This window comes from Pseudomonas sp. WS 5059, from assembly GCF_012985525.1.
In the GTDB taxonomy this organism is placed as follows: Bacteria; Pseudomonadota; Gammaproteobacteria; order Pseudomonadales; family Pseudomonadaceae; genus Aquipseudomonas.
The window spans coordinates 530,608-552,613 of record NZ_JAAQWO010000005.1 but is presented as its reverse complement, the minus strand read 5'-3'; the positions used below and the strand labels follow the sequence as shown (position 1 = coordinate 552,613).

The window sequence follows — 22,006 nt, the reverse complement described above, 5'->3', positions numbered from 1 at the left end:
AACGCTTGGAATACAGGCCTTGCCTACTGTCAGAATTGACAGTTCACACACCGACAATGCGCATAACCGACCAACGGCGGAACGCCCGCCGCATCTGCGGGCGCCGCCTTTGCCGGCTTAAAGCCCCTCCAGCTCAGCCATCAAATTACTCAGCCGGTCCACTGTGCCGGCGCTGATGTCATGGGCCGCCAAGCCCTCGATGTACGTCGCCAGTTCTGCCACCGTGCTGCATTCGAACATCGCCCGCAGCGGTACATCCCGTTGCAGGCTCTTCTGCACCCGCGAGGCGATTTGCGTGGCCAGCAGCGAGTGCCCACCCAGCTCGAAGAAGTTATCCAGCACGCCCACCTGCTCGACCTTCAGCACCTGGGCCCAGATCGTGGCCAGGGTCTGCTCCAGTTCGCTGCGCGGCGCGAGGTAGTCCTGGCTGTGCAACTGGCCAATCTCCAGGGCCGGCAGGGCCTTGCGGTCGAGCTTGCCGTTGGCGTTCAGGGGCAGGCGCTCCAGCCACAGCCAGTGCAACGGCACCATGTACTCCGGCAGTTCGCTGCGCAGGCGCTGCTTGATGCGGTCCAGACGCTCGCCAGGGTTAAGGCTGGCATCGCTCGCCACCAGGTAACCCACCAGGTGTTTGCCATTGACCCCCTCCTGCACGCCCACCGCCGCATCACGCACCTCGGGCTGCTCATGCAGGCGCGCCTCGATTTCACCCAGTTCGATGCGGTAGCCGCGAATCTTCACCTGATGGTCGATACGCCCGACGTACTCCAGCACCCCATCGCTGCGCCGCCGTGCCAGGTCTCCGCTGCGGTACAGGCGTTCCCCCGGCGCGCCAAACGGATCCGGCACAAACACTTGGGCGGTGCGCAACGGATCGCTGACATAACCGCGCCCGACCCCGGTGCCCGCCACGCACAGCTCACCCACCGCCCCTTGCGGCACCAGCTCCAGCGCGCCGTCGAGCAAGTACAAACGGTTGTTGTCGGTCGGCGTGCCAATCGGCAGGTAGGTGCCACGGGTCGAGGCCAGGTCGACATGGACGAACGCCACGTCATCCGAGCATTCCGCCGGGCCGTAGGCGTTGACCAGGCCGATGTCCGGATAACGCAGCAGCCATTGGTGCGCCAGCGCAGGCAACATCGCCTCGCCGGTCGGCAGCATCCAGCGCAGGCCGTCCAGGCTGATGTGGTCCTGGGCGAGCATGCCCTGAATCAGCGACGGCACGCTTTCCAGCACCGTGATGCCCTGGGCCTGCACATGCGCCAGCAAGCCCTGCGGGTCATGGGCAATGGTGTTGGGCACGATATCCACCCGCGCGCCAAACAAGGGCGCGGCAAGGAACTGCCACACGGAGATATCAAAGCTTTGCGAGGCGGTCTGGGCGATCACATCCTGCTCGCTCAGATGCAGGTACGGCACCTTGCTCAATTGGTTGTTGAGCATGCCGCGCTGCTCGACCATCACGCCCTTGGGCAGCCCGGTGGAGCCGGAGGTGTAGATCACGTAGGCGAGGTTGTCCGGGGCGCTGTAGATCCCAGGATTGCTGTCGACACCTGCCAACTCCTCCCACACCAGCAACTTCGGCCGCGCGCCACAGGCAAAATCGTCGAGCAACGCCTGCGCCTGTTCGCGGCAGGCCGCAGTACACACCAGCAACGGCGTGCGGCTCAGGTCGATGATCCGGCTCAAGCGCTGGCTCGGCAGCCCGGGATCCAGCGGCAAGTAACCGGCACCGGCCTTGAAGCTGCCGATGATCATGCCCAACAGATCCAGGCCACGCTCGGCCAGCAGCGCCACCGGCTGGTCGAGGCCGACACCCGCCGCGACCAGGGCATGGCCCAGGCGATTGCTGCGCTGGTTCAGCTCGGCATAGGTCCACTGCCGGTCCAGGCAACTGGCGGCAACGCGCTGCGGATGCTGCGCCACCTGCGCCTCGAACAGTTCGACGTAGCTGCGCTCAAGCGGGTAGTCATGGGCGCTCTGGTTGCAAGCGTCCACCAGGAACTCACGCTCCTGCGCGCCAATCAGCGGCAGGTCGGCCATATCGCCATGGAAGCCCTGCACCAACGCCAGCAGCAGGCGCTTGAACTCGGCGAGCATGCCTTGCACGGTGCTTTGATCGAAATAACGCTGGTCATAGGACAAGTGCAAGCCCAGGTCATCGCCCGGGTAGCACACCGCCGTCAGCGGGAAGTTGGTGTGGGTGCGGCCCGAGTCCGAGGTCGCGTTCAGGCTTTGCGCGCGGTCCAGCACCGAGACTTCCACCGGAGCGTTTTCAAACACGAACAGGCTGTCGAACAGCGGCTGGCCCTTGGGCAGTTCGCTGTGCTCCTGGATAGTCACCAGCGGCAGGTACTCGTATTCGCGCAGCTGCATATTGCTGTCGAGCAAGCCACTCAACCACTGGCGCACGCTGCACGGCTGATCGTCCTCGGGCAACTTGACCCTCAGGGCGATGCTGTTGATAAACAGGCCGACCGTGCGCTGCATGTGCGGCATGTCCACCGGGCGCCCGGCCACGGTGACGCCGAACAGCACGTCACGCTCGCCGCTCAAGCGCCGCAGCACCAAGGCCCACGCCGCCTGGGCGAAGGTATTGACGGTCAGTTGATGAGCCTGGGCCAACTCGCGCAATTGCGCCCCATCGCGCTCATCCAGGCGGGTATAGCAGTCCCCCACCACCATGCCGCCGCTATGGCCGGCGTGTTCCCGCAGGAATGGCCGGTCGCTGGGGATCGGTGTGGTGCGCTCGAACCCTTGCAGGTTCTGCTGCCACCACTGCCGCGCCTCGGCCAGGTTCTGGCGTTGCAGCCAGGCAATATAGTCGCGATAGCGCGGCGGCGCGGCCAGTTGTGCCTCGCGGCCCTCACCCAGGGCGGTGTAGATATCGAAGAAGTCATTCATCAGCAACGAGCGGCACCAGGCATCGATCAGGATGTGGTGGTTGCTCATCATGAACCAGTAGCGAGCCTCGCCGACGCGGATCAGGCGCAGGTGGAACGGCGCCTGGTTGAGCAGATCGAAACCGGCCTCGCGCTCGCTTTTCAGCAGGGCTTGCAGGCGTGGCTCCTGTTGCTCGGCCGGGGTGCCGGTCCAGTCCAGGTACTCGATCGGCGTGCTGCCGGGCTTGTGGATCACCTGCAACACATCTTCGCCGACGTTCCAGCAGAACGACGCACGCAAGGCTTCATGCCGGGCGATCACGGCCTTCCAGGCCAGGGCAAAACGCTCGGGGTTGAGCTCGCTGTTGATGCGGTAGCGATCCTGCATGTAATAGAGGCCGGTGCCCGGCTCCAGCAGGGTATGCAACAGCAGGCCTTCCTGCATGGGCGTCAGCGGGTACACGTCCTCGATGGCGCTGGCCGGCACCGGCAACGCATCCAGCTGCGCCTGGGTCAGGTGCGCCAGGGGGAAGTCGGACGGCGTCAGGCCACCGGCATCGTCACGCAGGCAATGGGCGATCAGGCTGTGCAACTCGCCCAGGTAGGCATCGGCCAGTTCGCTGATGGTCTGGTGGTCGTGGCGCTCGCGGCTGAAGGTCCAGCGCAGCACCAGTTCGCCGCCGTACACCTGGCTGTCCACACTCAAGGCGTTGGGCAGCGGCGCGGCCGGGTCATGGGCCGGGCCGGCAGACACGTCCAGCGGGTGGAACAGCGCCTGGCTGTCGAAACTCTGGTCGAACTGCCCGAGGTAGTTGAACGTAATCGAAGCGCTCGGCAACGCCGCCATGGCCTGGCGACAAGTGCTGTCGGCCAGGTAGCGCAGCACGCCATAGCCCAGGCCCTTGTGGGGCACCGCACGCAGTTGCTCCTTGATCGCCTTGATCGACGCACCCTGCCCGCTGGCCTCCTCGATATCCACTGGGGTCAGGCGCAGCGGGTAAGCGCTGGTGAACCAACCCACACTGCGGGTCAGGTCGATTTCATCGAACAGCGCTTCGCGGCCATGGCCTTCCAGCTGGATCAGGGTCGATGCATGCCCGCTCCAGCGGCACAGCACGCGGGCCAATGCCGTCAGCAGCAGGTCGTTGACCTGGGTGCGATAGGCGCTCGGTGCCTGTTGCAGTAACTGCCGGGTGCGCTCGGCATCCAGGCGCACGCTGACCGTCTCGGCATCGCGATTGCGCAGGCTGCCGTGCGCCCGGTCCACCGGCAACGCAACCGGCGGACCGGCCAACTGTTGCTGCCATAGGCTCAGTTCTTCGCGCAGGGATTCGCTGCTGGCGTAGGCCTGCAAACGGGCGGCCCAGTCGCGCACGGCACTGGTCTTGGCCGGCAGGCTGACCGCCTGGCCGTCGCCCAATTGGCGATAGACGTTTTGCAGGTCTTCAAGCAAGACGCGCCAGGACACGCCGTCCACCACCAAGTGATGGATCGCGATCAGCAAGCGTTGCTGGCCAATCGGCCCGTCCACCAGCAAGGCGCGCAGCAGCGGACCGTGCTCCAGATCGAGGCTGCGCTGGGCATCGGCGAACAGCGCCTCGCACTGCTGCATATCCGTCACCTGGGCCAGCCACAACACGCCGCCTTGCGGCACGGCCAGATGCTCGGCATGCCATTGCGCGTCGCGCTGGGTGAAACTCAGGCGCAAGGCGTCGTGGTGTTCCAGCACGGCCAACAGTGCCTGCTCCAGGCGACGGGGATCGAGGGCCTGCACCGGCGCCAGCACCAGGGCCTGGTTCCAGTGCTGACGCGCCGGGATCTCGCTGTCAAAGAACCACTGCTGGATCGGCGTCATGCCCGAGGGGCCAGTCAACACACCTTGCTCGGCAGTGATCTGCTCACTGCGCGTGGCCACTGCGGCCAGGGCCTGCACGGTCTGGTGCTGGAACAGGTCGCGGGGGCTGAAGTGAATCCCCGCCTGCCGCGCCCGGCTGACTACCTGGATCGACAGGATCGAATCGCCACCCAGCTCGAAGAAGTTATCGTGCAGCCCGACCTGCTGCACGTTGAGCACCGCACACCAGATCGCGGCGAGGCTCAGCTCCAGCTCATTACTCGGCGCCACGTATGCTTGCCGATTGGCCTCGGGGTCCGGTTGCGGCAAGGCGCGGCGGTCGAGCTTGCCGTTGGCGGTCAGCGGCATGCTGTCGAGCACCATCAGGTGCGCGGGCACCATGTAGTCCGGCAGTTGCGCCTTGAGGTGGGTCTTGAGTGCCTCGCGCAAGGCGGTGTGGTCGCTGGCATCGCTGACCAGGTACGCCGCCAGTTGCTTGCCACTCGGCACATCCAGGGCCAGGACCACCGCCTCACGGACCGCTTCATGCTCAAGCAGGCGGGTTTCGATTTCGCCCAGTTCGATGCGAAAACCACGGATTTTCACCTGATGGTCGATCCGCCCCAGGTACTCCACCAGGCCATCGGCGCGTTGGCGCACCAGGTCGCCCGTGCGGTAGAGCCGCCCGCCATCGGCATACGGGTCGGCCACAAAACGTTCGGCGGTCATGCCCGCACGCTGGTGATAACCCTGGGCCAGGCCGGCGCCGCCCACGTACAGCTCACCGGTGGCACCCTGGGGCACCAGCGCCAGGTCGGCATCCAGGATGTAGGCAACGCGCGCGCCGATGATGCTGCCGATCGGCACACTGGCGGCGCCCTCCTCCAGCACCTCGGGGGCCAGGCTGGCCAGGGGCATGACCACCGTTTCGGTCGGCCCATAGGCATTGAAGAACAGCGCCGGCTGGAACGCCGCGCGGATGCGCTGCAGGTGTTCGCCAGTCAACGCCTCGCCGCCGGTGATGCACATGCGCACCGGTAGGGTCTGGTTTTGCGTGGCCAGCCATTGCGCCAACTGGCTGCCATAGCTTGGGGTAAAACCGAGGATATTGATGCGATGCTCACGGATCAGCCCGCAGATTTCTTCGGCATCCCATTGACCCTGGGCGCGCAACACCACCTGCGCGCCACTGAGCAGCGGCACCAGCAGACGCTCGGTGGCGGCGTCGAAGTTGATCGAATAGAAGTGCAGCTCGCAATCGTCGGGGCGCATGCCAAAGCGCTCGATCACCGCCTGGCAATGCATGGCGATTTCACCGTGGGACACCACCACGCCCTTGGGCTTGCCGGTGGAACCGGAGGTGTAGATCAGGTACGCCTGATGCTGCGCCAGGCTGATCGCCGGCAGGTCGCTGGCCGGGTAGTTGGCGAGCACCGGCAGGTCATCTTCCAGGCACCAGCAACTGACGCTGGCGGGCAACTCGCCAAGGGCCTCGAACATCGCCGCATCGCTGAGCAACAGGCCGATGCCGCTGTCTTCGATCATGTAGTGCAGGCGGTCCAGCGGGTATTCCGGGTCCAGCGGCACATAGGCGCCACCGGCCTTGAGGATCGCCAGCAGGCCAATGACCATTTCCAGGGACCGCGGCAGCGCCAGGCCGACCCGCACCTGCGGGCCCACCCCACGCTCGCGCAGCATCCAGGCCAGGCGATTGGCGCGGCTGTCCAGCTCGCGGTAGCTGAGGGTGTGGCCGGCGAACGTCAGCGCAGGCGCATCCGGACGGGCTTGCACCTGGGCGCTGAACAGATGATGGATGCACTGGTCGAGACGATGCTCGCCGGCCTCGATGCCGAGACTGTCTTGCAGGGCGCGCTGTTCATCGACTTGCAGCAGCGGTAGCTCGCTCAGGCGCTGTTGCGGATCGGCGATCAGCGCCTCCAGCAGGTTGCACCAATGGGCGGCCATGCGCGCAATGCGCGGCTCGTCGAACAGGTCGGTGCTGTAGGTCAGGCAGCAACCCAGGCGATGGTCGAGGTCGGTGACTTCCAGGTTGAGGTCGAACTTGGTGGCACGCGCGTCGTTGGCCAGGTATTCGACCGTCATCCCGGCCAATTGCCGGCTTTGCTGGAACTCCCAGCGCTGCACGTTGCACATCACCTGGAACAGCGGGTTATACGCAGCACTGCGCGGCGGTTGCAGGGCTTCCACCAGGTGGTCGAACGGCAGGTCCTGATGGGACTGGCCTTCGATCACGGTGTGACGCACGTGCTCAAACAACTCAGCGACACGCATCTGCCCGTCGAGCTGGCAACGCAGTACCTGGGTGTTGAGGAACGCACCGATCAGCCCTTCACTTTCCGGGCGGATGCGGTTGGCCACCGGCGCACCGATGCGCAAGTCGGTCTGGCCACTGTAGCGGTAGAGCAGCGTCGCCAGGGTCGCGGTCATGGTCATGAACAGGGTCAGGCCATGCTCGGCATTGAAGGCGCGCACCTTGGCGGCGAGTTCATCGCCAAGGTCAAAGCGGTACAGCTCGCCCTGGTGACTTTGCACCGCCGGGCGTGGCCGGTCGGCGGGCAGTTCCAGTAGCGGATGCTCGTTGCCCAACTGCGTGGTCCAGTAATCGAGCTGGCGCTGGCGCTCACCGGCCTCCAGCCATTGGCGCTGCCACACGCTGTAGTCCAGGTACTGCACCGGCAACGGCTCCAGGGGCGATTCGCGCTCATCGATAAAGGCTTCGTAGAGCGCGCTGAGTTCACGGGCAAAGATGTCCATGGCCCAGCCTTCGGTGACGATATGGTGCAGGGTCAGCACCAGGTAGTGCTCCTGCTCGCCCGCCTTGACCAGGCAGGCGCGCAACAACGGCCCGGTTTCCAGGTTGAATGGGCTGTGAGCTTCCTGATCGGCCAGTTGCTGCAGGCGCTGTTGACGCTCAGCCTCGTGCAGCGCCGAAAAATCCTGCCAGCTCATGCGCACGCTGCTTTGCGCGGCGACTTTCTGCTGGGCCACGCCATTGACACTTGGGAAGGTCGTGCGCAGGGTTTCGTGGCGCATGATCAGGGCTTGCAACGCTGCCTCGAAACGCCCCACATCCAGCACCCCGCGCAAACGCGCCATGCCGCCGACGTTATAGGCCGGGCTGTCCGGCTCCATTTGCCAGAGGAACCACATGCGCTGCTGGGAATAGGACAACGGCACCGCCTGGCGGCGGTCCACCTTGCCAATCGCGGTCTGCTGGTTGCGTTGGCCGCTGGCCTGGATCAGCCGCACCTGCTCGACAAAATCCCCCAGCTCACTGGCTTCGAACAAGGTGCGCAGCGCCAGCTCCACATCACAGGCCTGGCGTGTGCGGGAGATGATCTGCGTGGCCAGCAGCGAATGGCCGCCAAGGGCAAAGAAGTCGTCGCGCAGGCCGATGCGCGGCAGGCCCAGGACCTGGCGCCAGATCGCAGCGATCTGCTGTTCCAGGGCGGTTTGCGGCTCCACATGTTCACGCACCTGCCACACCGGTTCCGGCAAGGCACGGCGGTCCACTTTACCGCTGGGGCTCAGGGGCATGACGTCGAGGCGGATCAGTTGTGCCGGCACCATGTACTCCGGCAATTCGGCGGCCAGGGCGGCTTTCACGTCCGGCTCATCCAACTCGCCGCTGGCCGTGTAGTAACCGATCAACTGCGCACCGCCGGCGGTGTCGCGGATCAGCACCAGCGCCTGGGCGATGCCTTCCTGGGCCAGCAACCGCGCCTCGATTTCTTCCGGTTCGACCCGAAACCCGCGCAGCTTGACCTGCTGATCCAGGCGCCCGAGGTACTCCAGTACTCCGTCGGCCGCCCAGCGCACGCGGTCGCCGGTGCGGTACAGACGTGCGCCGGCCGCGCCCAGTGGGTCGGCGACAAACCGTTCGGCGGTCAGCCCCGCACGCTCCAGATAACCGCGCGCCAGGCCGATGCCGCCGATGCACAGCTCACCCGGCACACCTGCGGGCAGCAGGTTGAATTGCTCGTCCAGCACCCGGCAAATCACATTGCCCAAGGGGCGGCCAATCGGCGAGCGTTCGCCATCGGCACGCTGGCAGTGCCAATGGGTGACGTTGATCGCGGTTTCGGTGGGCCCGTAGCGGTTGTGCAACTGCACCTCCGGCAGTAGCGCCAGGAGGCGATTGCGCAATTGGGCGGGCAAGGCTTCGCCACCGGAGAATACCCGGCGCAGGCTGGTGCACTCGGCCGCCAGCGGCTCATCGACAAACAGCTGCAACAGGGGCGGCACAAAATGCAGGGTAGTCACCCCATGTTCCTGGACCAGTTGCGCAATCCGATGGGGGTCGCGATGTTCGCCGGGACCGGCCAGGACCAGGCGGCAACCAATGATCAGCGGCCAGAAACATTCCCATACCGACACGTCGAAACTGATCGGTGCCTTTTGCATCAGCACATCGCTTTCATCCAACTGGTAGGTGGCCTGCATCCACTGCAAACGCTCCGCCAGGGCCCCATGGGTATTGCCCACGCCCTTGGGCTGGCCGGTGGAGCCGGAGGTGTAGATCACATAGGCGAGGTTGTCGGCATTGAGATGCAGGCCCGGCGCCTGGGTCGGCCAACTGTCGAGCTTGAGGCTGTCCATGGCGATCACCGACACGCCCGCGGCCACCGGCAACTGGTGCAGCAGGTGGGTCTGGGTCAGCAGCAATTGCACGCCGCTGTCGGCCAGCATGTAGGCCAGGCGGTCGGCTGGGTAGTCCGGGTCCAGCGGCACATAGGCGCCGCCGGCCTTGAGGATCGCCAGCAAGCCAATCAGCAATTGCGGCGAGCGCTCGGCGGCAATCGCCACGCACACGTCCGGGCCGACGCCTTTGTCGCGCAGGTAATGGGCCAGGCGGTTGGCCTGGGTGTGCAGTTGGCCAAAGGTCAGGCTGGCGCCGTGCCAGACCAGGGCGGTGCGCTCGTCGGTGTGCTGGTTGAATTGCTCCGGCACCAGGCACTGCGCCGGCGCGCAGGGTGCCTCGCTCCAATGGCGTTGCTCGGCGTGTTCGTCGGCCTGCAACAGTGCAAGGTCGCCCACGGCCTGCTGCGGTTGCGCGCAGACCGCCTGCAACAGGTTGACGAAATGCGTGGCCAGACGCGCGATGGTGCTGGCGTCGAACAGTTCGTCAGCGTAGTCGAACGACAGGCTCAGGCGCCCATTGCGGTCTTCTTCGCTGTGCAGTTGCAGGTCGAACTTGGCTTCGCGGCTGTGCCATGGCAGTTCTTCGGCCAGCAGGCCCGGCAGGCGGCGCAAGGCGCCGAGATCACGCTGCTGATGGTTGAACATCACCTGGAACAGGCCTTGCTCACGGGCTTGCGGGAAGGCTTCCAGCAGTTGTTCGAAGGGCAAGTCCTGATGGGCCTGGGCCTCGGTGGCTGCCAGGCGGGTGGCCGCCAGCAGCTCGCTGAACGGCAGGCGCCCATCCACTTCGGCGCGCATCACCAGGGTATTGATAAAGAAGCCGATCAGGCCCTGGGTTTCATGGCGTCCCCGGTTGGCGTTGGGCACGCCGATACGGATATCGCGCTGGCCGCTGTAGCGGTGCAACAGGCTCTGGAACGCCGCCAGCAACAGCACGAATGGCGTGGCCTGGTGGGCCTGGGCGGTCTGGCGGATGGCTGCGCCGAGGCTTGCGTCCAGGCGCACGCTGTAGCGTGAAGCGCTGCGCCGGTGCTGGGCCGAGCGCGGGTGGTCGGTGGCCAGGCTCAGGGTGGGATGGTCGTGCGACAGTTGCTGCTGCCAGTAGGCCAACTGTCGCTGGCCCTCGCCTTCGGCCAGCCATTGGCGCTGCCAGCTGCCGTAGTCGGCGTACTGCACGGCCAGGGTCGGCAGCTCGAGGGCCTGGCCCTGGGACGCGGCGGCGTAGAGGCGCGAGAATTCGTCGAGCAGTACATTCAGCGACCAGCCGTCCGCAATGATGTGGTGCAGGGTCACCAGCAACTGGTGATCTTCATCGTCCAGGCGCAACAGGGTGACCCACAGCAGCGGGCCCTGTTCCAGGTCGAACTGGGTGCGCGCCTCGTCCTCGCGGATCTGCGCGGCGCGGGCTTCACGCTCGGCCACGGGCAAGTCGCGCAGGTCGATGACTTGCACGGCAAACTCGTGCTGGGCATCGACACACTGCATGGCCTGGCCGTCGCGCTCATAGAAACGTGTGCGCAGCGCCTCATGGCGCTGGACCAATTGCGCGAAGCTTGCGTGCAGCGCGTCTTCGTCCAGCTCGCCGCGCAGGCGCAGGGCACCGGGGATGGTGTAGGCGCTGCTGTGCGGGTCCAATTGCCAGGTGATCCACAGGCGGTTCTGCGCCAGGGATTGCGGCATATCCTGCTGGCGTGACAAAGCACTGATTGCGCCTTGGGCCACGCCACCGTCCTGTTGCAATTGGCCGACGCTGGCGGCGAAATCAGCCAGCACCGGCGCCTCGAACAACAGGCGCAAATTGAGTTCCAGGCCCAGGGTCTCGCGCAGGCGGGCGACTACCTGGGTGGCGCTGATGGAGTTACCGCCGAGCAAGAAGAAGTGATCATCGGCCGCCACTTGTGCGACCTGCAACTGTTCGCACCAGATCGCGGCGATCTGCTGTTGCAACCCCGACGCAAGCGCCTCATCACCCGCCTGCACGGCCTGGCCAGGGAACTGCGCGTAGCTGTCGAGGCTGCCATCGGCCAGGCGGGTGCGGCAGGCCGAACGCTGGACCTTGCCACTGGAGGTTTTCGGCAAAGCGCCGGGATTGAGCAGCACCACCACGCACGGCGCTTCTTGATAGGCCTCGGCCACGGCCTGGCGAATGGCTTTGACCAGGGCCTCGGGCGGCAGGATTTTCTGCACGCTGCGGCTGATTTCTGCGGCGATGCCAATGCCTTCCAGGCCCTGGTCATTCACCGCAAACGCGGCGACACGGCCCTTGCGCACCACTTCCACTTCGCGCTCGACGGTTTGCTCGATGTCCTGGGGGTACAGGTTGTGCCCGCGCACGATCAGCAGGTCTTTCAGGCGCCCAGTGATAAACACCTCGCCGTCGCGCATAAAGCCCAGGTCACCGGTACGCAACCAGGTGCGACCGGCGTGCTGCACGAACGTCTTGGCGGTGGCTTCGGGGTTGCGCCAGTAACCCTGGGCAATGCTCGGGCCGGTAGCCCAGATTTCGCCGACGCAGTTGTCGGCCAGTTCGGCCAGGGTATGGGGCTCGACGATCAGCACCCCATGTTCGGGCTGGCTGCTGCCGCAGCTCATGATCGCACTGCCCTGCCCAGGCTCCGCCCGGTTGGCGGCCAGCGCCTGTTCGTCCAGGCGCAAGGCCGGAATGCCCTGGCCACGGGTACCACCGGCGACAAACAGAGTCGCCTCGGCCAGGCCATAGGAGGCAAAGAAGTTGCTGGGGGTAAAGCCGCATCGGGCGAATTTCTCGGCGAAGCGTTCCAGGGTGTCCATGCGGATCGGCTCGGAACCGGAATAGGCCACGCGCCAATGGCTCAGGTCGAGGCGCTCGAGGGCCGACTCGCTGACCCGCTCGCTGCACAGGCGGTAGGCGAAATCCGGGCCGCCGCTGATGGTCCCGCGGTATTGGCTGATCGCTTCCAGCCAGCGCAAGGGGCGGCCGAGGAAGTATGCGGGCGACATCAACACACACGGCACGCCACTGAAGATCGGTTGCAACAGACCGCCGATCAGGCCCATGTCGTGGTACAGCGGCAGCCAGCTGACAATCACGTCATCGGGGTTGAGGTCGATGCCAAAGCCGCGACGGATCAGCAATTCGTTGGCCACCAGGTTGCCGTGGCTGACTTGCACGCCTTTGGGCAAGGCGGTGGAGCCGGAGGTGTATTGCAGGAAGGCGATATCGTCGTCCTGCAGGTGTGGCGCAACCCAATCGGCGGCGATTTCGCTCTGCAGTTCATCCACGCAGAGCAACGGCGGCGCTGCCTGGATCTGCCCCAGGGCGTCGCGCAAGCCGCTGCTGGTCAGCAACAGGGTTGGCTCGGCATCGGCGATGATCGACAGCAACCGCTCCTGGTGATGACGGCGGGTGGACTCCGGCGGATAAGCCGGCACCGCGATCACCCCGGCGTACAGGCAACCAAAGAACGCCGCGACATAGTCCGGGCCGCTGGGGAACAGCAGCACCGCACGCTCGCCCGGGCCGGCCGAGGCCTGCAAGGCGGCGGCGATGGTGCGGGCGCGCAGGTCCAGGTCACGGTAGCTGAGCACCACGGTGTCGTCGGCGGACTCGGCCAGGAAGCGCAGGGCCACCTGGTCCGGCGTCTGCGCGGCACGGCGCTGGAGGGACTGGACCAGGGTACGGGGAAGTTCGAAGGCGTCCATCATGAGGGGTTCCTGCCTGAAATCGGCTTACGGGGAAATCGGGGATAGAGGGCGTGGGCGTGTGGCGGCGTGTTCAGCCGGTCGCCAGGGCCGCCCGCCGTGCAGCGCCATGGCGCCAGCGGGTCAAATGTTCGTCGGCGTAGCGCCGCACGCAGCGCAGCAGCGAGCTTTGCTGCTGCACCAGGAAGAAGTGGTGCCCCTCGAACATGTCCAGGGAGAAACCGCTGGCAGTGTCTTCCTGCCAGTCGAGCAATTCGTCGGCGCGCACGTCGTCCTGCTTGCCACCAAATACATGGATCGGCATCGACAGCGGCTCGCGCTCGCCGTACTGGAAGCTGCCGCACAAGAGGAAGTCGGCGCGCAGGATCGGCAATGTCAGCTGCATCAACTCGCGGTTGGCCAGGGCGTCCTCGGGGGTGCCCTTGAGCGTGCGCAGGCGCTCGATCAGTTGGGTGTCGTCTTTTTCCTCGGCATATTCACTGACATCCCGGCGCGCCGGGCCGGCGGTGGCCGAGGCAAACAACGCCAGCGGCGCAGGCAGGCCGCGTTCGCGCAGGGCGTGGGCCAGCTCGAACGCCAGCAGGCCACCGAGGCTGTGGCCGAACAAGGCATAGGGGCCATCGAGTTCGGCGCTGATCTCGCCGGCCAATTGCGCGGCGAGCGCCTTGATATCGCGCTGCAAGGGTTCGTCCATGCGCATGCCACGCCCTGGCAACTCCAGCGGGCACACCTGCAACCACTCGGGCAACGCCCGGCGCCAGCGGCTGTAGAACATGGCGCTGGCGCCCGAATAGGGCAGGCAAAACAGGCGCAAACGGGTCGACGTGCTCATCTCAGACCACCCCTGCCTGGAACGCTGGGTTCTCGCGATACAAACGCATGTCGTCGTCCTCCGGGTGCAAATCCATGGCCGGCGTGTTGGCTGGCCTGTCACCAATGAGAACGGATGGCACGGCAAAATAATTAGTCTGCAGGCCGGGGCCCGCACACAAAGAGATGCACCTCACAGTTTGCATTTCGGTATAAGATTAGTTCCACTTCTCATTTGACAATCATTATCATTAAGAATAATTTGTTGCCCGATGTGTAGGAGGCCTCAGCAGGGATGCCCTCCACTAACCTCATTTGCAGCAAGGTGATTTCCATGACGGAACAAGTATCCACAAGCAGGTGCGATTCACCGTTACTCCAGGCGTTTGTCGATAACCGGCTGATCCTGGTCAAGATCGCGGCGCGCATTACCGGCTGCCGTTCCCGCGCCGAAGACGTAGTGCAGGACGCCTACTTCAGACTGCAATCGGCGCCGCAGATCACCTCATCGTTCAAGGCGCAGCTGAGTTATCTGTTCCAGATCGTGCGCAACCTGGCTATCGACCACTACCGTAAACAGGCCCTGGAACTGAAATATTCCGGGACGGAAGAGGAAGGCTTGAATGTGGTTATTCATGGCGCTTCACCGGAAACCTCGCACATCAATTTTTCCACCCTGGAAAACATCGCCGACGCCCTGACCGAACTGCCCCAGCGCACGCGCTACGCGTTCGAGATGTACCGCCTGCATGGCGTGCCGCAGAAGGACATTGCCAAGGAACTGGGCGTGTCGCCGACCCTGGTCAACTTTATGATCCGCGATGCGCTGGTGCACTGCCGCAAGGTGTCGGGAACCCATAGCGATACTTTTGCCCGACGGGTCTAACCACCGGGCAAGTGCAATGAGGGGTGAGCTTGAGTGGGAGCGGGCTTGTCGGATCGCCGCATCGCCGCGAAAGCAGTGGGTCAGGCAACATCAATGTTTGCTGGGCCGACGTCTTCGCGGCGATGCGGCGATCCGACAAGCCCGCTCCCACATTTGATCTTCATTGCCCCGAAGATCTCAGGCCAACCCACACCGCTCAAAAAACCGCTCCCGCCCCAGAATCATCAGCGCCGCGCGCTTGTGGGGGAAATCGAATTCCTTCTCGCAGTGGAAGCACTGGTTCTGCATATGCCCGATCATCTTCCCATTGTCGGCCCTGGGCTCGGCTACCACGCGCTGGGTGCGCGGGTCGTCGAGAAACAGGTAGTGCACCAGCGCCGACAGCCAACTGGCAACCTTGTGCGGCCCGCGATGATGCTCCTCACCCACCAGCATGTGGATACCGCGGTCGTAGTCGTCTACGTCATAGAACGGCGCGATGCGATCTTCCTTGGCCCAATACGCCTCGAAATAGGCAAAGGGCTCATCGTCGAAACAGCCGATCAGGGTCAGGGTATGCGGGTCGGCGGCAAGCTTGTGCAGATAGTCCCGGTGTTGCTCCAGGCTGCCGCTTTCCTGCCAGAAGTTGGCGACCCGCGCGCTGTTCTGCCAGCGATTGAAGCGAGCCAGGTCCACATCGATCTCCAGCGTGCGCAGTGAGATCCACGCGCCCAGGCGTGCGTCAAAACGTCGGTAGACTTCACCCTGCGGCTTGGGCGCACGCAGCGGGTGGCGCTTGCCCGTGCTGAAGATCATCTGCTGTGGATAGGCACCGCTCGACGGCTGGCCCAGCCAGGGCTGTGGCAATTGCCAGAACAGCGTGCGCTCGCAACGCAACTGCCCCGCCACGTCCGTGGCCAACAGCAGGCCGCTGCGCAGGGCCTCATCCGGGGCGTGTTCGAGGTGCCAGAAGAGTTGCTGGCGCCCAGGCTCCCGTGCAAACAGCCAGTAACACGCGGCCCACACGGCCTGTACCGACGGCACCTCAGCGGGGTTTTGCAAATGCAGATGCAACGCGTCGCCGCGCTCCAAACGCAGGCGCGCCAAGGGCTGGCCTGCAAGGGTCAGGGTCAGGCGGCTATCGCTTTCATCTGCGTTCAGGGCGGGCCCTGCCGGCAGTGGCAGGGCTGACAAATCTTGGAGATTGGGCATGGAAGGGGCTCACGGTAATCGTCGACAGTTAGACGAAGTGACGTGAACCAGCCGCAAAAATTTAAGACGCAGGTGTCGCGATCAGGGCGCGTCAGCCACCGGCAGCACATCGATGCGGTACGGTTCAAAGATCTTCACCAGTTCGCCGCTGTCGCGCAGGCCCTTGAGCAACGCGGCAAACGCCGGGCCGCTGATCGCCGCCTTGGGCCGCAGCAATGCGTAGTGGTGATAGACCTGATCAATGCGCTCCGACACCAGGAACTGCCCGGCGGTGTCGACATTGCGCACCATGAAGTCGCTGAGGTAGGAGCGCGTCACTAGGGCGATATCCGCGCGGCCACGGGTGACCATCAGCAAGTTGCTGTCATGGGAATAGGTCAACGTGGCGTTGAACTGCGCGGCCATGGCCTTGGGGTCGGGGTTGAAGTTGGCAAAGGCGTAGTGATAACCGCTGAACACCGCCAGGCGCTTGCCCTTGAGGTCGGCGAAATACGCCTGGTCGCGACCAGACTGGCGCTGGGCGACGAAAATCTCGGCGTCCTCCAGGCCCATGTCAACGCTGGTATGGGCAATATCCTGCCATCCCCACTGCGGGTTCTCGAAGATGGCCATGTCGACCCGACCCTGCTCGAAATCACGAAAGCGCCGGGGGATGGAAGTGGGTACCAGCACAAACTGGTAGTCGCTCTGCGCACGGTTCAGTGCCTCCAGCAGTTGCGGCAGCAACCCGGTGTCGGCACCCTGCTCCGGGCGCACGGTATACGGCGGAAAATGCGCGGCACCGATCCGTACCAATTGGGCCGCCCAAACCTGCGTTTGCCACAAAGTGCCCATCGCCAACACTGTAAGTCCTGCAGCCAGCCGCCATGGCGAAAACATCAGGCACGCACCGTTCAAATCTGAATCTCGCTAAGCTAGGCGTTTTTGTCTGTAGAGACAACTTTCTACCCGACAATTAATGACCTGCGCTCCCCGCCTAATCAGCCTTGAGCACCAGCAGCAACGCCTCGTCGGCCAATTGTTCGAGGGTCATGCTGCCCTGGGCGCGGAACCAGGTCGTGGTCCAGGACAACGCCCCGGTCAGGAAACGCCGGGTGATAAACACGTCGCCCTTGATATAACCCGCCTGCTTGGCCTCGCCCAGCACTTGCAGCCAGATGTCTTCGTAGACATCGCGCAACGCCAGCACCTGGGCCTGCCCTTCTGCCGACAGCGAACGCCATTCGTACACCAGCACCGCCATGGCTTCGCCGCTGCCCCCCATGATCGACTGCAACTCGCAGCGAATCAGCGCCAGCACCCGCTCGCGCACATTGCTCGCTTGGGCCAGGGAGGCGCGCATCATCGCGGTGTTGTAGTGGATGGTTTCCTCCATCACCGCCCGCAGGATTTCGTCCTTGCTCTTGAAGTGGTGAAAGATGCTGCCGGACTGGATCCCCACCGCACTGGCCAGGTCACGCACGGTGGTGCGTTCAAAACCCTTGTTGCGAAACAGGTGAGCCGCGGTCTGCAGCAGCTTGCCCCGGGCGCTGTCGGGGTCGGTCAGTTGCCCGCCATCCACCATGCTGCGCATTACCTCCAGGGCTTTTTGCTCGTCCATGCTGCTCTCCTCAACTACTTTGATTGCGTCATGGCCGGCAATTTAGGCCGTGACAGCCACCCAAGCAAGCGCTTGGGCAGAAGTTGTGCTCCCAGTTTACAAACCAAGCGCTTGCTTGGTAGTCTCGACCCAGCGATTTTCCAGAGAAGGACTTCCCATGGACAAGACCGTTCGTATCGGCTGCGCCAGTGCATTCTGGGGCGACACCAGCACCGCCGCCGCGCAGTTGGTGCAAGGCGGCGCGCTGGACTACCTGGTATTCGACTACCTGGCGGAAGTGACGATGTCGATCCTCGCCGGGGCGCGGATCAAAGACCCCCAGGCCGGCTACGCCACGGATTTCATCGAAGTGCTGGCGCCCTTGCTCGGCGATATCCAGCGCCAGGGCATCCGGGTGATCAGCAACGCCGGTGGCATCCACCCCCAGGCCAGCGCCGCCGCCTTGCAGGCCGCCTGCGACCAGGCCCGGGTGCCGCTGAAAATCGCCGTGGTGCTGGGCGACGACCTGCAACCGCAGTTCAAGCAACTGCAGGGCATCGAGGATATGTTCAGCGGCGCGCCGTTGCCGGCGATGTGCGTGTCGACCAACGCCTACCTCGGCGCGCCGGGCATCGTCCAGGCCCTGCAACTGGGCGCCGATATCGTCATCACCGGGCGCGTGGTGGACAGCGCGGTGGTCAGTGCGGCCCTGGTGCATGAATTCAACTGGGCGTGGCAGGACTACGACCACCTGGCCCAGGCCGCGCTGGCCGGGCATATCATTGAATGTGGCGCGCAGTGCACCGGCGGCAACTTCACCGATTGGCGCCAGGTGCCGGACTACGAGCACATCGGTTTTCCGATTGTCGAAGTCAGCGCCGACGGCCAGTTCACCGTCAGCAAAGTGCCGGGCACAGGCGGCCTGATCAGCCAACTGAGCGTCGCCGAACAACTGCTGTATGAAATCGGCGACCCGCGCGCCTATCTGCTGCCGGATGTGATCTGCGACTTCAGCCAGGTCACCCTGGAGCAACAAGGCGAAAACCGCGTGCGCCTGCGCGGCGCCAAGGGCCTGGCACCCACCGACCAGTACAAAGTCAGCGCCACCTACCCCGACGGTTTTCGCTGCACCGCAAGTTGCCTGCTGGCCGGCATCGATGCGGTGGCCAAGGCCGAGCGGGTCAGCCAGGCAATCATCAACAAGACCTCGCAGCTGTTCAGCCAACGCGGCTGGGCGCCCTACAGCGAGGTCAACATTGAATTGCTCGGCAGCGAAGCCACCTACGGCGCCCACGCCCGGCGCCAGGACTGCCGCGAAGTGGTGCTCAAGCTGGCGGTGCGCCACCCCAGCAAACAGGCGCTGGTGCTGTTCGCCCGGGAAATCGCCCAGGCAGCCACCGGCATGGCGCCGGGCCTGACCGGCATTGTCGGCGGCAGGCCCACGGTGTACCCACTGATCCGCCTGTTTTCATTCCTGATCGACAAGAGCGCGTGCCGTCTGAGCGTCGACTTCCAGGGCCAGTCCCACCCCTGCGAACTGCCTGCCAGCGCGGCCCTGGGTACGCCCCACGCGCCCCTCGACCCGCCCAAGCCCGAAGGCCGCGCCGATGCCAGCGTGCCCCTGGTCAAACTGGCCGTGGCGCGCTCCGGTGACAAGGGCAATCACAGCAATATTGGCGTGATTGCGCGGCGGCCCGAATACCTGCCGTGGATCGCCGAAGCATTGACCCCGGAGGTGATCGTCGACTGGATGAGCCATGTCCTCGACCCGCTGCACGGGCGCGTCGAGCGCTGGTACCTGCCCGGCAGCCACAGCCTCAACTTCCTCCTCGAAAACGCCCTGGGCGGCGGCGGTATCGCCAGCCTGCGCATCGACCCGCAAGGCAAGGCCTTCGCCCAGCAACTGCTGGAAATCCCGATTGCCGTGCCCCGTCACCTCGCCGATCAACTCACCTAAGGAACTCCTGCCGTGGCCTTCGACTCGATCTTCAAAGCCGACCTGTTCCAGGGGCAAACCATTATCGTCACCGGCGGCGGCAGCGGGATTGGCCGTTGCACCGCCCATGAGCTGGCGGCACTCGGCGCCCATGTGGTGCTGGTGGGGCGCAAGCCGGAAAAACTGCAACAGGTCACCCAGGAAATCAGCGAGGACGGTGGCCGCGCCAGTTGGCAGGCCTGTGATATTCGCGATGAAGAGGCAGTGAAGGCACTGGTCAGCCAGGTCATCGAAGCGCACGGGCCGATCCACGGCCTGGTGAACAATGCGGGCGGCCAATACCCCTCGCCCCTGGCGTCGATCAATCAAAAAGGTTTTGAAACCGTGTTGCGCACCAATCTGGTGGGCGGTTTCCTGATGGCGCGGGAAGTGTTCAATCAGTCGATGAGCAAACACGGCGGTGCCATCGTCAACATGCTCGCCGACATGTGGGGCGGCATGCCCGGCATGGGCCACTCGGGCGCGGCGCGCGCGGGGATGGACAACTTCACCAAGACCGCCGCGTTCGAGTGGGGTTACGCCGGGGTGCGGGTCAACGCAGTGGCGCCGGGCTGGATCGCCTCCAGCGGCATGGACACCTACGAAGGCGCATTCAAGGCAGTGATCCCGACCCTGCGCGAACATGTGCCACTCAAGCGCATTGGCACCGAATCGGAAGTCAGCGCGGCGATTGTGTTTTTGCTCAGCCCCGCCGCAGCGTTCGTCAGCGGCAGCACGCTGCGCATCGACGGTGCGGCCAGCCTCGGCAGCCGCGCCTGGCCGCTGCACAAGGCCCAGCCGCCGAGCCCGTCGTTCAATGGTTTTCACCGCGCCTACCTGCCGGATGTGCTCAAGGAGGGCCAATAAACCATGCCGGTCATCGACTCCCAACTCGACACCCACAGCCCGCAGTTCGCCCAGAACCGCGAGGCCATGCTCAGCGCCATCAACCACCTGCGCCAACTGGAACAGAACCTGTTGGACAAGGCCGCCGAGGCCAAGGGCAAGTTCGACAAGCGCGGTCAACTGCTGCCCCGTGAGCGCCTCAACCTGTTGCTCGACCCCGGCGCGCCCTTCCTCGAACTGGCGAGCCTGGCCGGCTATAAGCTGCACGACGACAAGGACGGCAGCGCCGCCGGTGGTGGGCTGATTGCCGGTATCGGTTATGTCAGCGGCGTGCGCCTGCTGGTGGTGGCCAATAACAGCGCAATCAAGGGCGGGACGATCTCCCCCAGCGGCCTGAAGAAATCCCTGCGCCTGCAACAGATCGCCATGGAGAACAAACTGCCGGTGGTGACCCTGGCCGAAAGCGGCGGCGCCAACCTGAATTACGCAGCGGAGATTTTCGTCGAAGGCGCGCGCAGCTTTGCCAACCAGGCGCGGATGTCGGCCATGGGCCTGCCGCAGATCACCGTGGTGCACGGCTCGGCTACGGCCGGCGGGGCCTATCAGCCGGGGCTTTCGGATTACGTGGTGGTGGTGCGCGGCAAGGCCAAGCTGTTCCTGGCCGGCCCGCCGCTGCTCAAGGCCGCCACCGGCGAAGTGGCCACCGACGAGGAACTGGGCGGCGCCCAGATGCATGCGCAAACCGCCGGCACCGCCGAATACCTGGCACAAAACGACGCCGATGGGGTGCGTATCGTGCGCGAGATTGTCAGCCTGCTGCCCTGGGACGACCGGCTGCCGCCCCAGCCGGCGCGGGCCTATGCCGAGCCGCTGTATGCGATTGAGGAACTGCTGGGCTTGATCCCCGAGGACCCGAAAAAACCCTACGACGTACGGGAAATCATCGCGCGTATCGCCGACGCCTCCAACTTCCTGGAATTCAAGGGCGAGTTCGATGCCCACACCGTCTGCGGCCACTTGCAGATCCAGGGCCGGGCCTGCGGGTTTATCGGCAACAACGGCCCGATCACGCCCAAGGGCGCGAGCAAGGCCGCGCAATTTATCCAGCTGTGCGACCAGAGCCAGACGCCGCTGCTGTTTTTCCACAACACCACCGGGTTTATGGTGGGCACCGAATCCGAACAGCAAGGCGTGATCAAGCACGGCGCGAAGATGATCCAGGCGGTGGCCAATGCCCGCGTGCCCAAGCTCACGGTGGTGGTCGGCGGTTCCTACGGCGCCGGCAACTATGCGATGTGCGGCCGTGGCCTGGACCCACGCTTTATCTTCGCCTGGCCCAACAGCCGCACCGCCGTGATGGGCGGCGCCCAGGCCGGCAAGGTGCTGCGCATTGTCACCGAGGCCAAGCAGTTGAAAGACGGCCTGGTGCCCGACCCCAAGGTGCTCGACATGCTCGAACAGGTCACCGCGCAGAAACTCGATAGCCAGTCCACGGCCCTGTATGGCAGCGCCAACCTGTGGGACGACGGGCTGATTGACCCGCGGGACACCCGCACGCTGCTGGGCTACCTGCTGGATATCTGCCAGCAAGCCCAGGTGCGCCAATTGCAACCCAACAGCTTCGGCGCCGCGCGCTTTTAACGATCAGGAGAACAATAAA

9 protein-coding genes are annotated in these 22,006 nt (G+C 64.8%); 4 read left to right on the top strand and 5 right to left on the bottom strand.

Annotated features, from left to right (window positions below; genetic code table 11):
- Positions 1–117: 117 nt before the first annotated feature.
- Both HBO12_RS17840 and HBO12_RS17835 read right to left on the bottom strand, forming a co-directional pair.
- Positions 118–13,062, bottom strand: a complete 12,945-nt coding sequence (locus tag HBO12_RS17840; RefSeq protein ID WP_170042836.1) for a non-ribosomal peptide synthetase — start codon at positions 13,060–13,062, stop codon at positions 118–120.
- 70 nt (positions 13,063–13,132) lie between these two features.
- The gene (locus HBO12_RS17835) at positions 13,133–13,891 is read right to left on the bottom strand and encodes a thioesterase II family protein (protein ID WP_169952550.1); all 759 of its coding nucleotides are present in this window, start codon (positions 13,889–13,891) and stop codon (positions 13,133–13,135) included.
- Between the two features lie 312 nt (positions 13,892–14,203).
- On the opposite strand from HBO12_RS17835, the gene HBO12_RS17830 reads away from it, so the two are divergent.
- On the top strand, positions 14,204–14,755 hold the full coding sequence (locus HBO12_RS17830) for an RNA polymerase factor sigma-70 (protein ID WP_029298131.1): 552 nt from the start codon (positions 14,204–14,206) through the stop codon (positions 14,753–14,755).
- A gap of 177 nt (positions 14,756–14,932) precedes the next feature.
- On the opposite strand, the gene HBO12_RS17825 is transcribed toward HBO12_RS17830, so the two are convergent.
- The 3 genes from HBO12_RS17825 to HBO12_RS17815 all read right to left on the bottom strand — a co-directional run bounded on the left by HBO12_RS17825 (position 14,933) and on the right by HBO12_RS17815 (position 17,546).
- A complete protein-coding gene (locus HBO12_RS17825) occupies positions 14,933–15,946 on the bottom strand; it encodes a GNAT family N-acetyltransferase (RefSeq protein ID WP_170042835.1) in 1,014 nt (337 codons plus the stop codon).
- Positions 15,947–16,027: 81 nt separating this feature from the next.
- Positions 16,028–16,825, bottom strand: coding sequence for a substrate-binding periplasmic protein (locus HBO12_RS17820; protein WP_170042834.1), 798 nt, complete (start codon positions 16,823–16,825; stop codon positions 16,028–16,030).
- Between the two features lie 97 nt (positions 16,826–16,922).
- Complete coding sequence (locus tag HBO12_RS17815; protein WP_169952556.1) at positions 16,923–17,546, bottom strand: TetR/AcrR family transcriptional regulator; 624 nt, start codon at positions 17,544–17,546, stop codon at positions 16,923–16,925.
- A 157-nt stretch (positions 17,547–17,703) separates the two neighbouring features.
- Between HBO12_RS17815 and HBO12_RS17810 the strand changes: the two genes are divergently transcribed.
- The 3 genes from HBO12_RS17810 to atuC are packed head-to-tail and all read left to right on the top strand — an operon-like array spanning position 17,704 to position 21,987.
- On the top strand, positions 17,704–19,482 hold the full coding sequence (locus HBO12_RS17810; RefSeq protein WP_170042833.1) for an acyclic terpene utilization AtuA family protein: 1,779 nt from the start codon (positions 17,704–17,706) through the stop codon (positions 19,480–19,482).
- Between the two features lie 12 nt (positions 19,483–19,494).
- A complete protein-coding gene (locus tag HBO12_RS17805; protein ID WP_170042832.1) occupies positions 19,495–20,367 on the top strand; it encodes an SDR family oxidoreductase in 873 nt (290 codons plus the stop codon).
- 3 nt (positions 20,368–20,370) lie between these two features.
- Positions 20,371–21,987 (top strand): geranyl-CoA carboxylase subunit beta, encoded by a 1,617-nt coding sequence (atuC, locus tag HBO12_RS17800; protein WP_170042831.1) that lies wholly within the window; start codon positions 20,371–20,373, stop codon positions 21,985–21,987.
- Positions 21,988–22,006: the final 19 nt, after the last annotated feature.

Bases quoted from the DNA above. Each gene is read 5' to 3' on its own strand.
- HBO12_RS17840 (WP_170042836.1), bottom strand. From the start codon at position 13,062: ATGATGGACGCCTTCGAACTTCCCCGTACCCTGGTCCAGTCCCTCCAG.
- HBO12_RS17835 (WP_169952550.1), bottom strand. From the start codon at position 13,891: ATGAGCACGTCGACCCGTTTGCGCCTGTTTTGCCTGCCCTATTCGGGC.
- HBO12_RS17830 (WP_029298131.1), top strand. From the start codon at position 14,204: ATGACGGAACAAGTATCCACAAGCAGGTGCGATTCACCGTTACTCCAG.
- HBO12_RS17825 (WP_170042835.1), bottom strand. From the start codon at position 15,946: ATGCCCAATCTCCAAGATTTGTCAGCCCTGCCACTGCCGGCAGGGCCC.
- HBO12_RS17820 (WP_170042834.1), bottom strand. From the start codon at position 16,825: ATGTTTTCGCCATGGCGGCTGGCTGCAGGACTTACAGTGTTGGCGATG.
- HBO12_RS17815 (WP_169952556.1), bottom strand. From the start codon at position 17,546: ATGGACGAGCAAAAAGCCCTGGAGGTAATGCGCAGCATGGTGGATGGC.
- HBO12_RS17810 (WP_170042833.1), top strand. From the start codon at position 17,704: ATGGACAAGACCGTTCGTATCGGCTGCGCCAGTGCATTCTGGGGCGAC.
- atuC (WP_170042831.1), top strand. From the start codon at position 20,371: ATGCCGGTCATCGACTCCCAACTCGACACCCACAGCCCGCAGTTCGCC.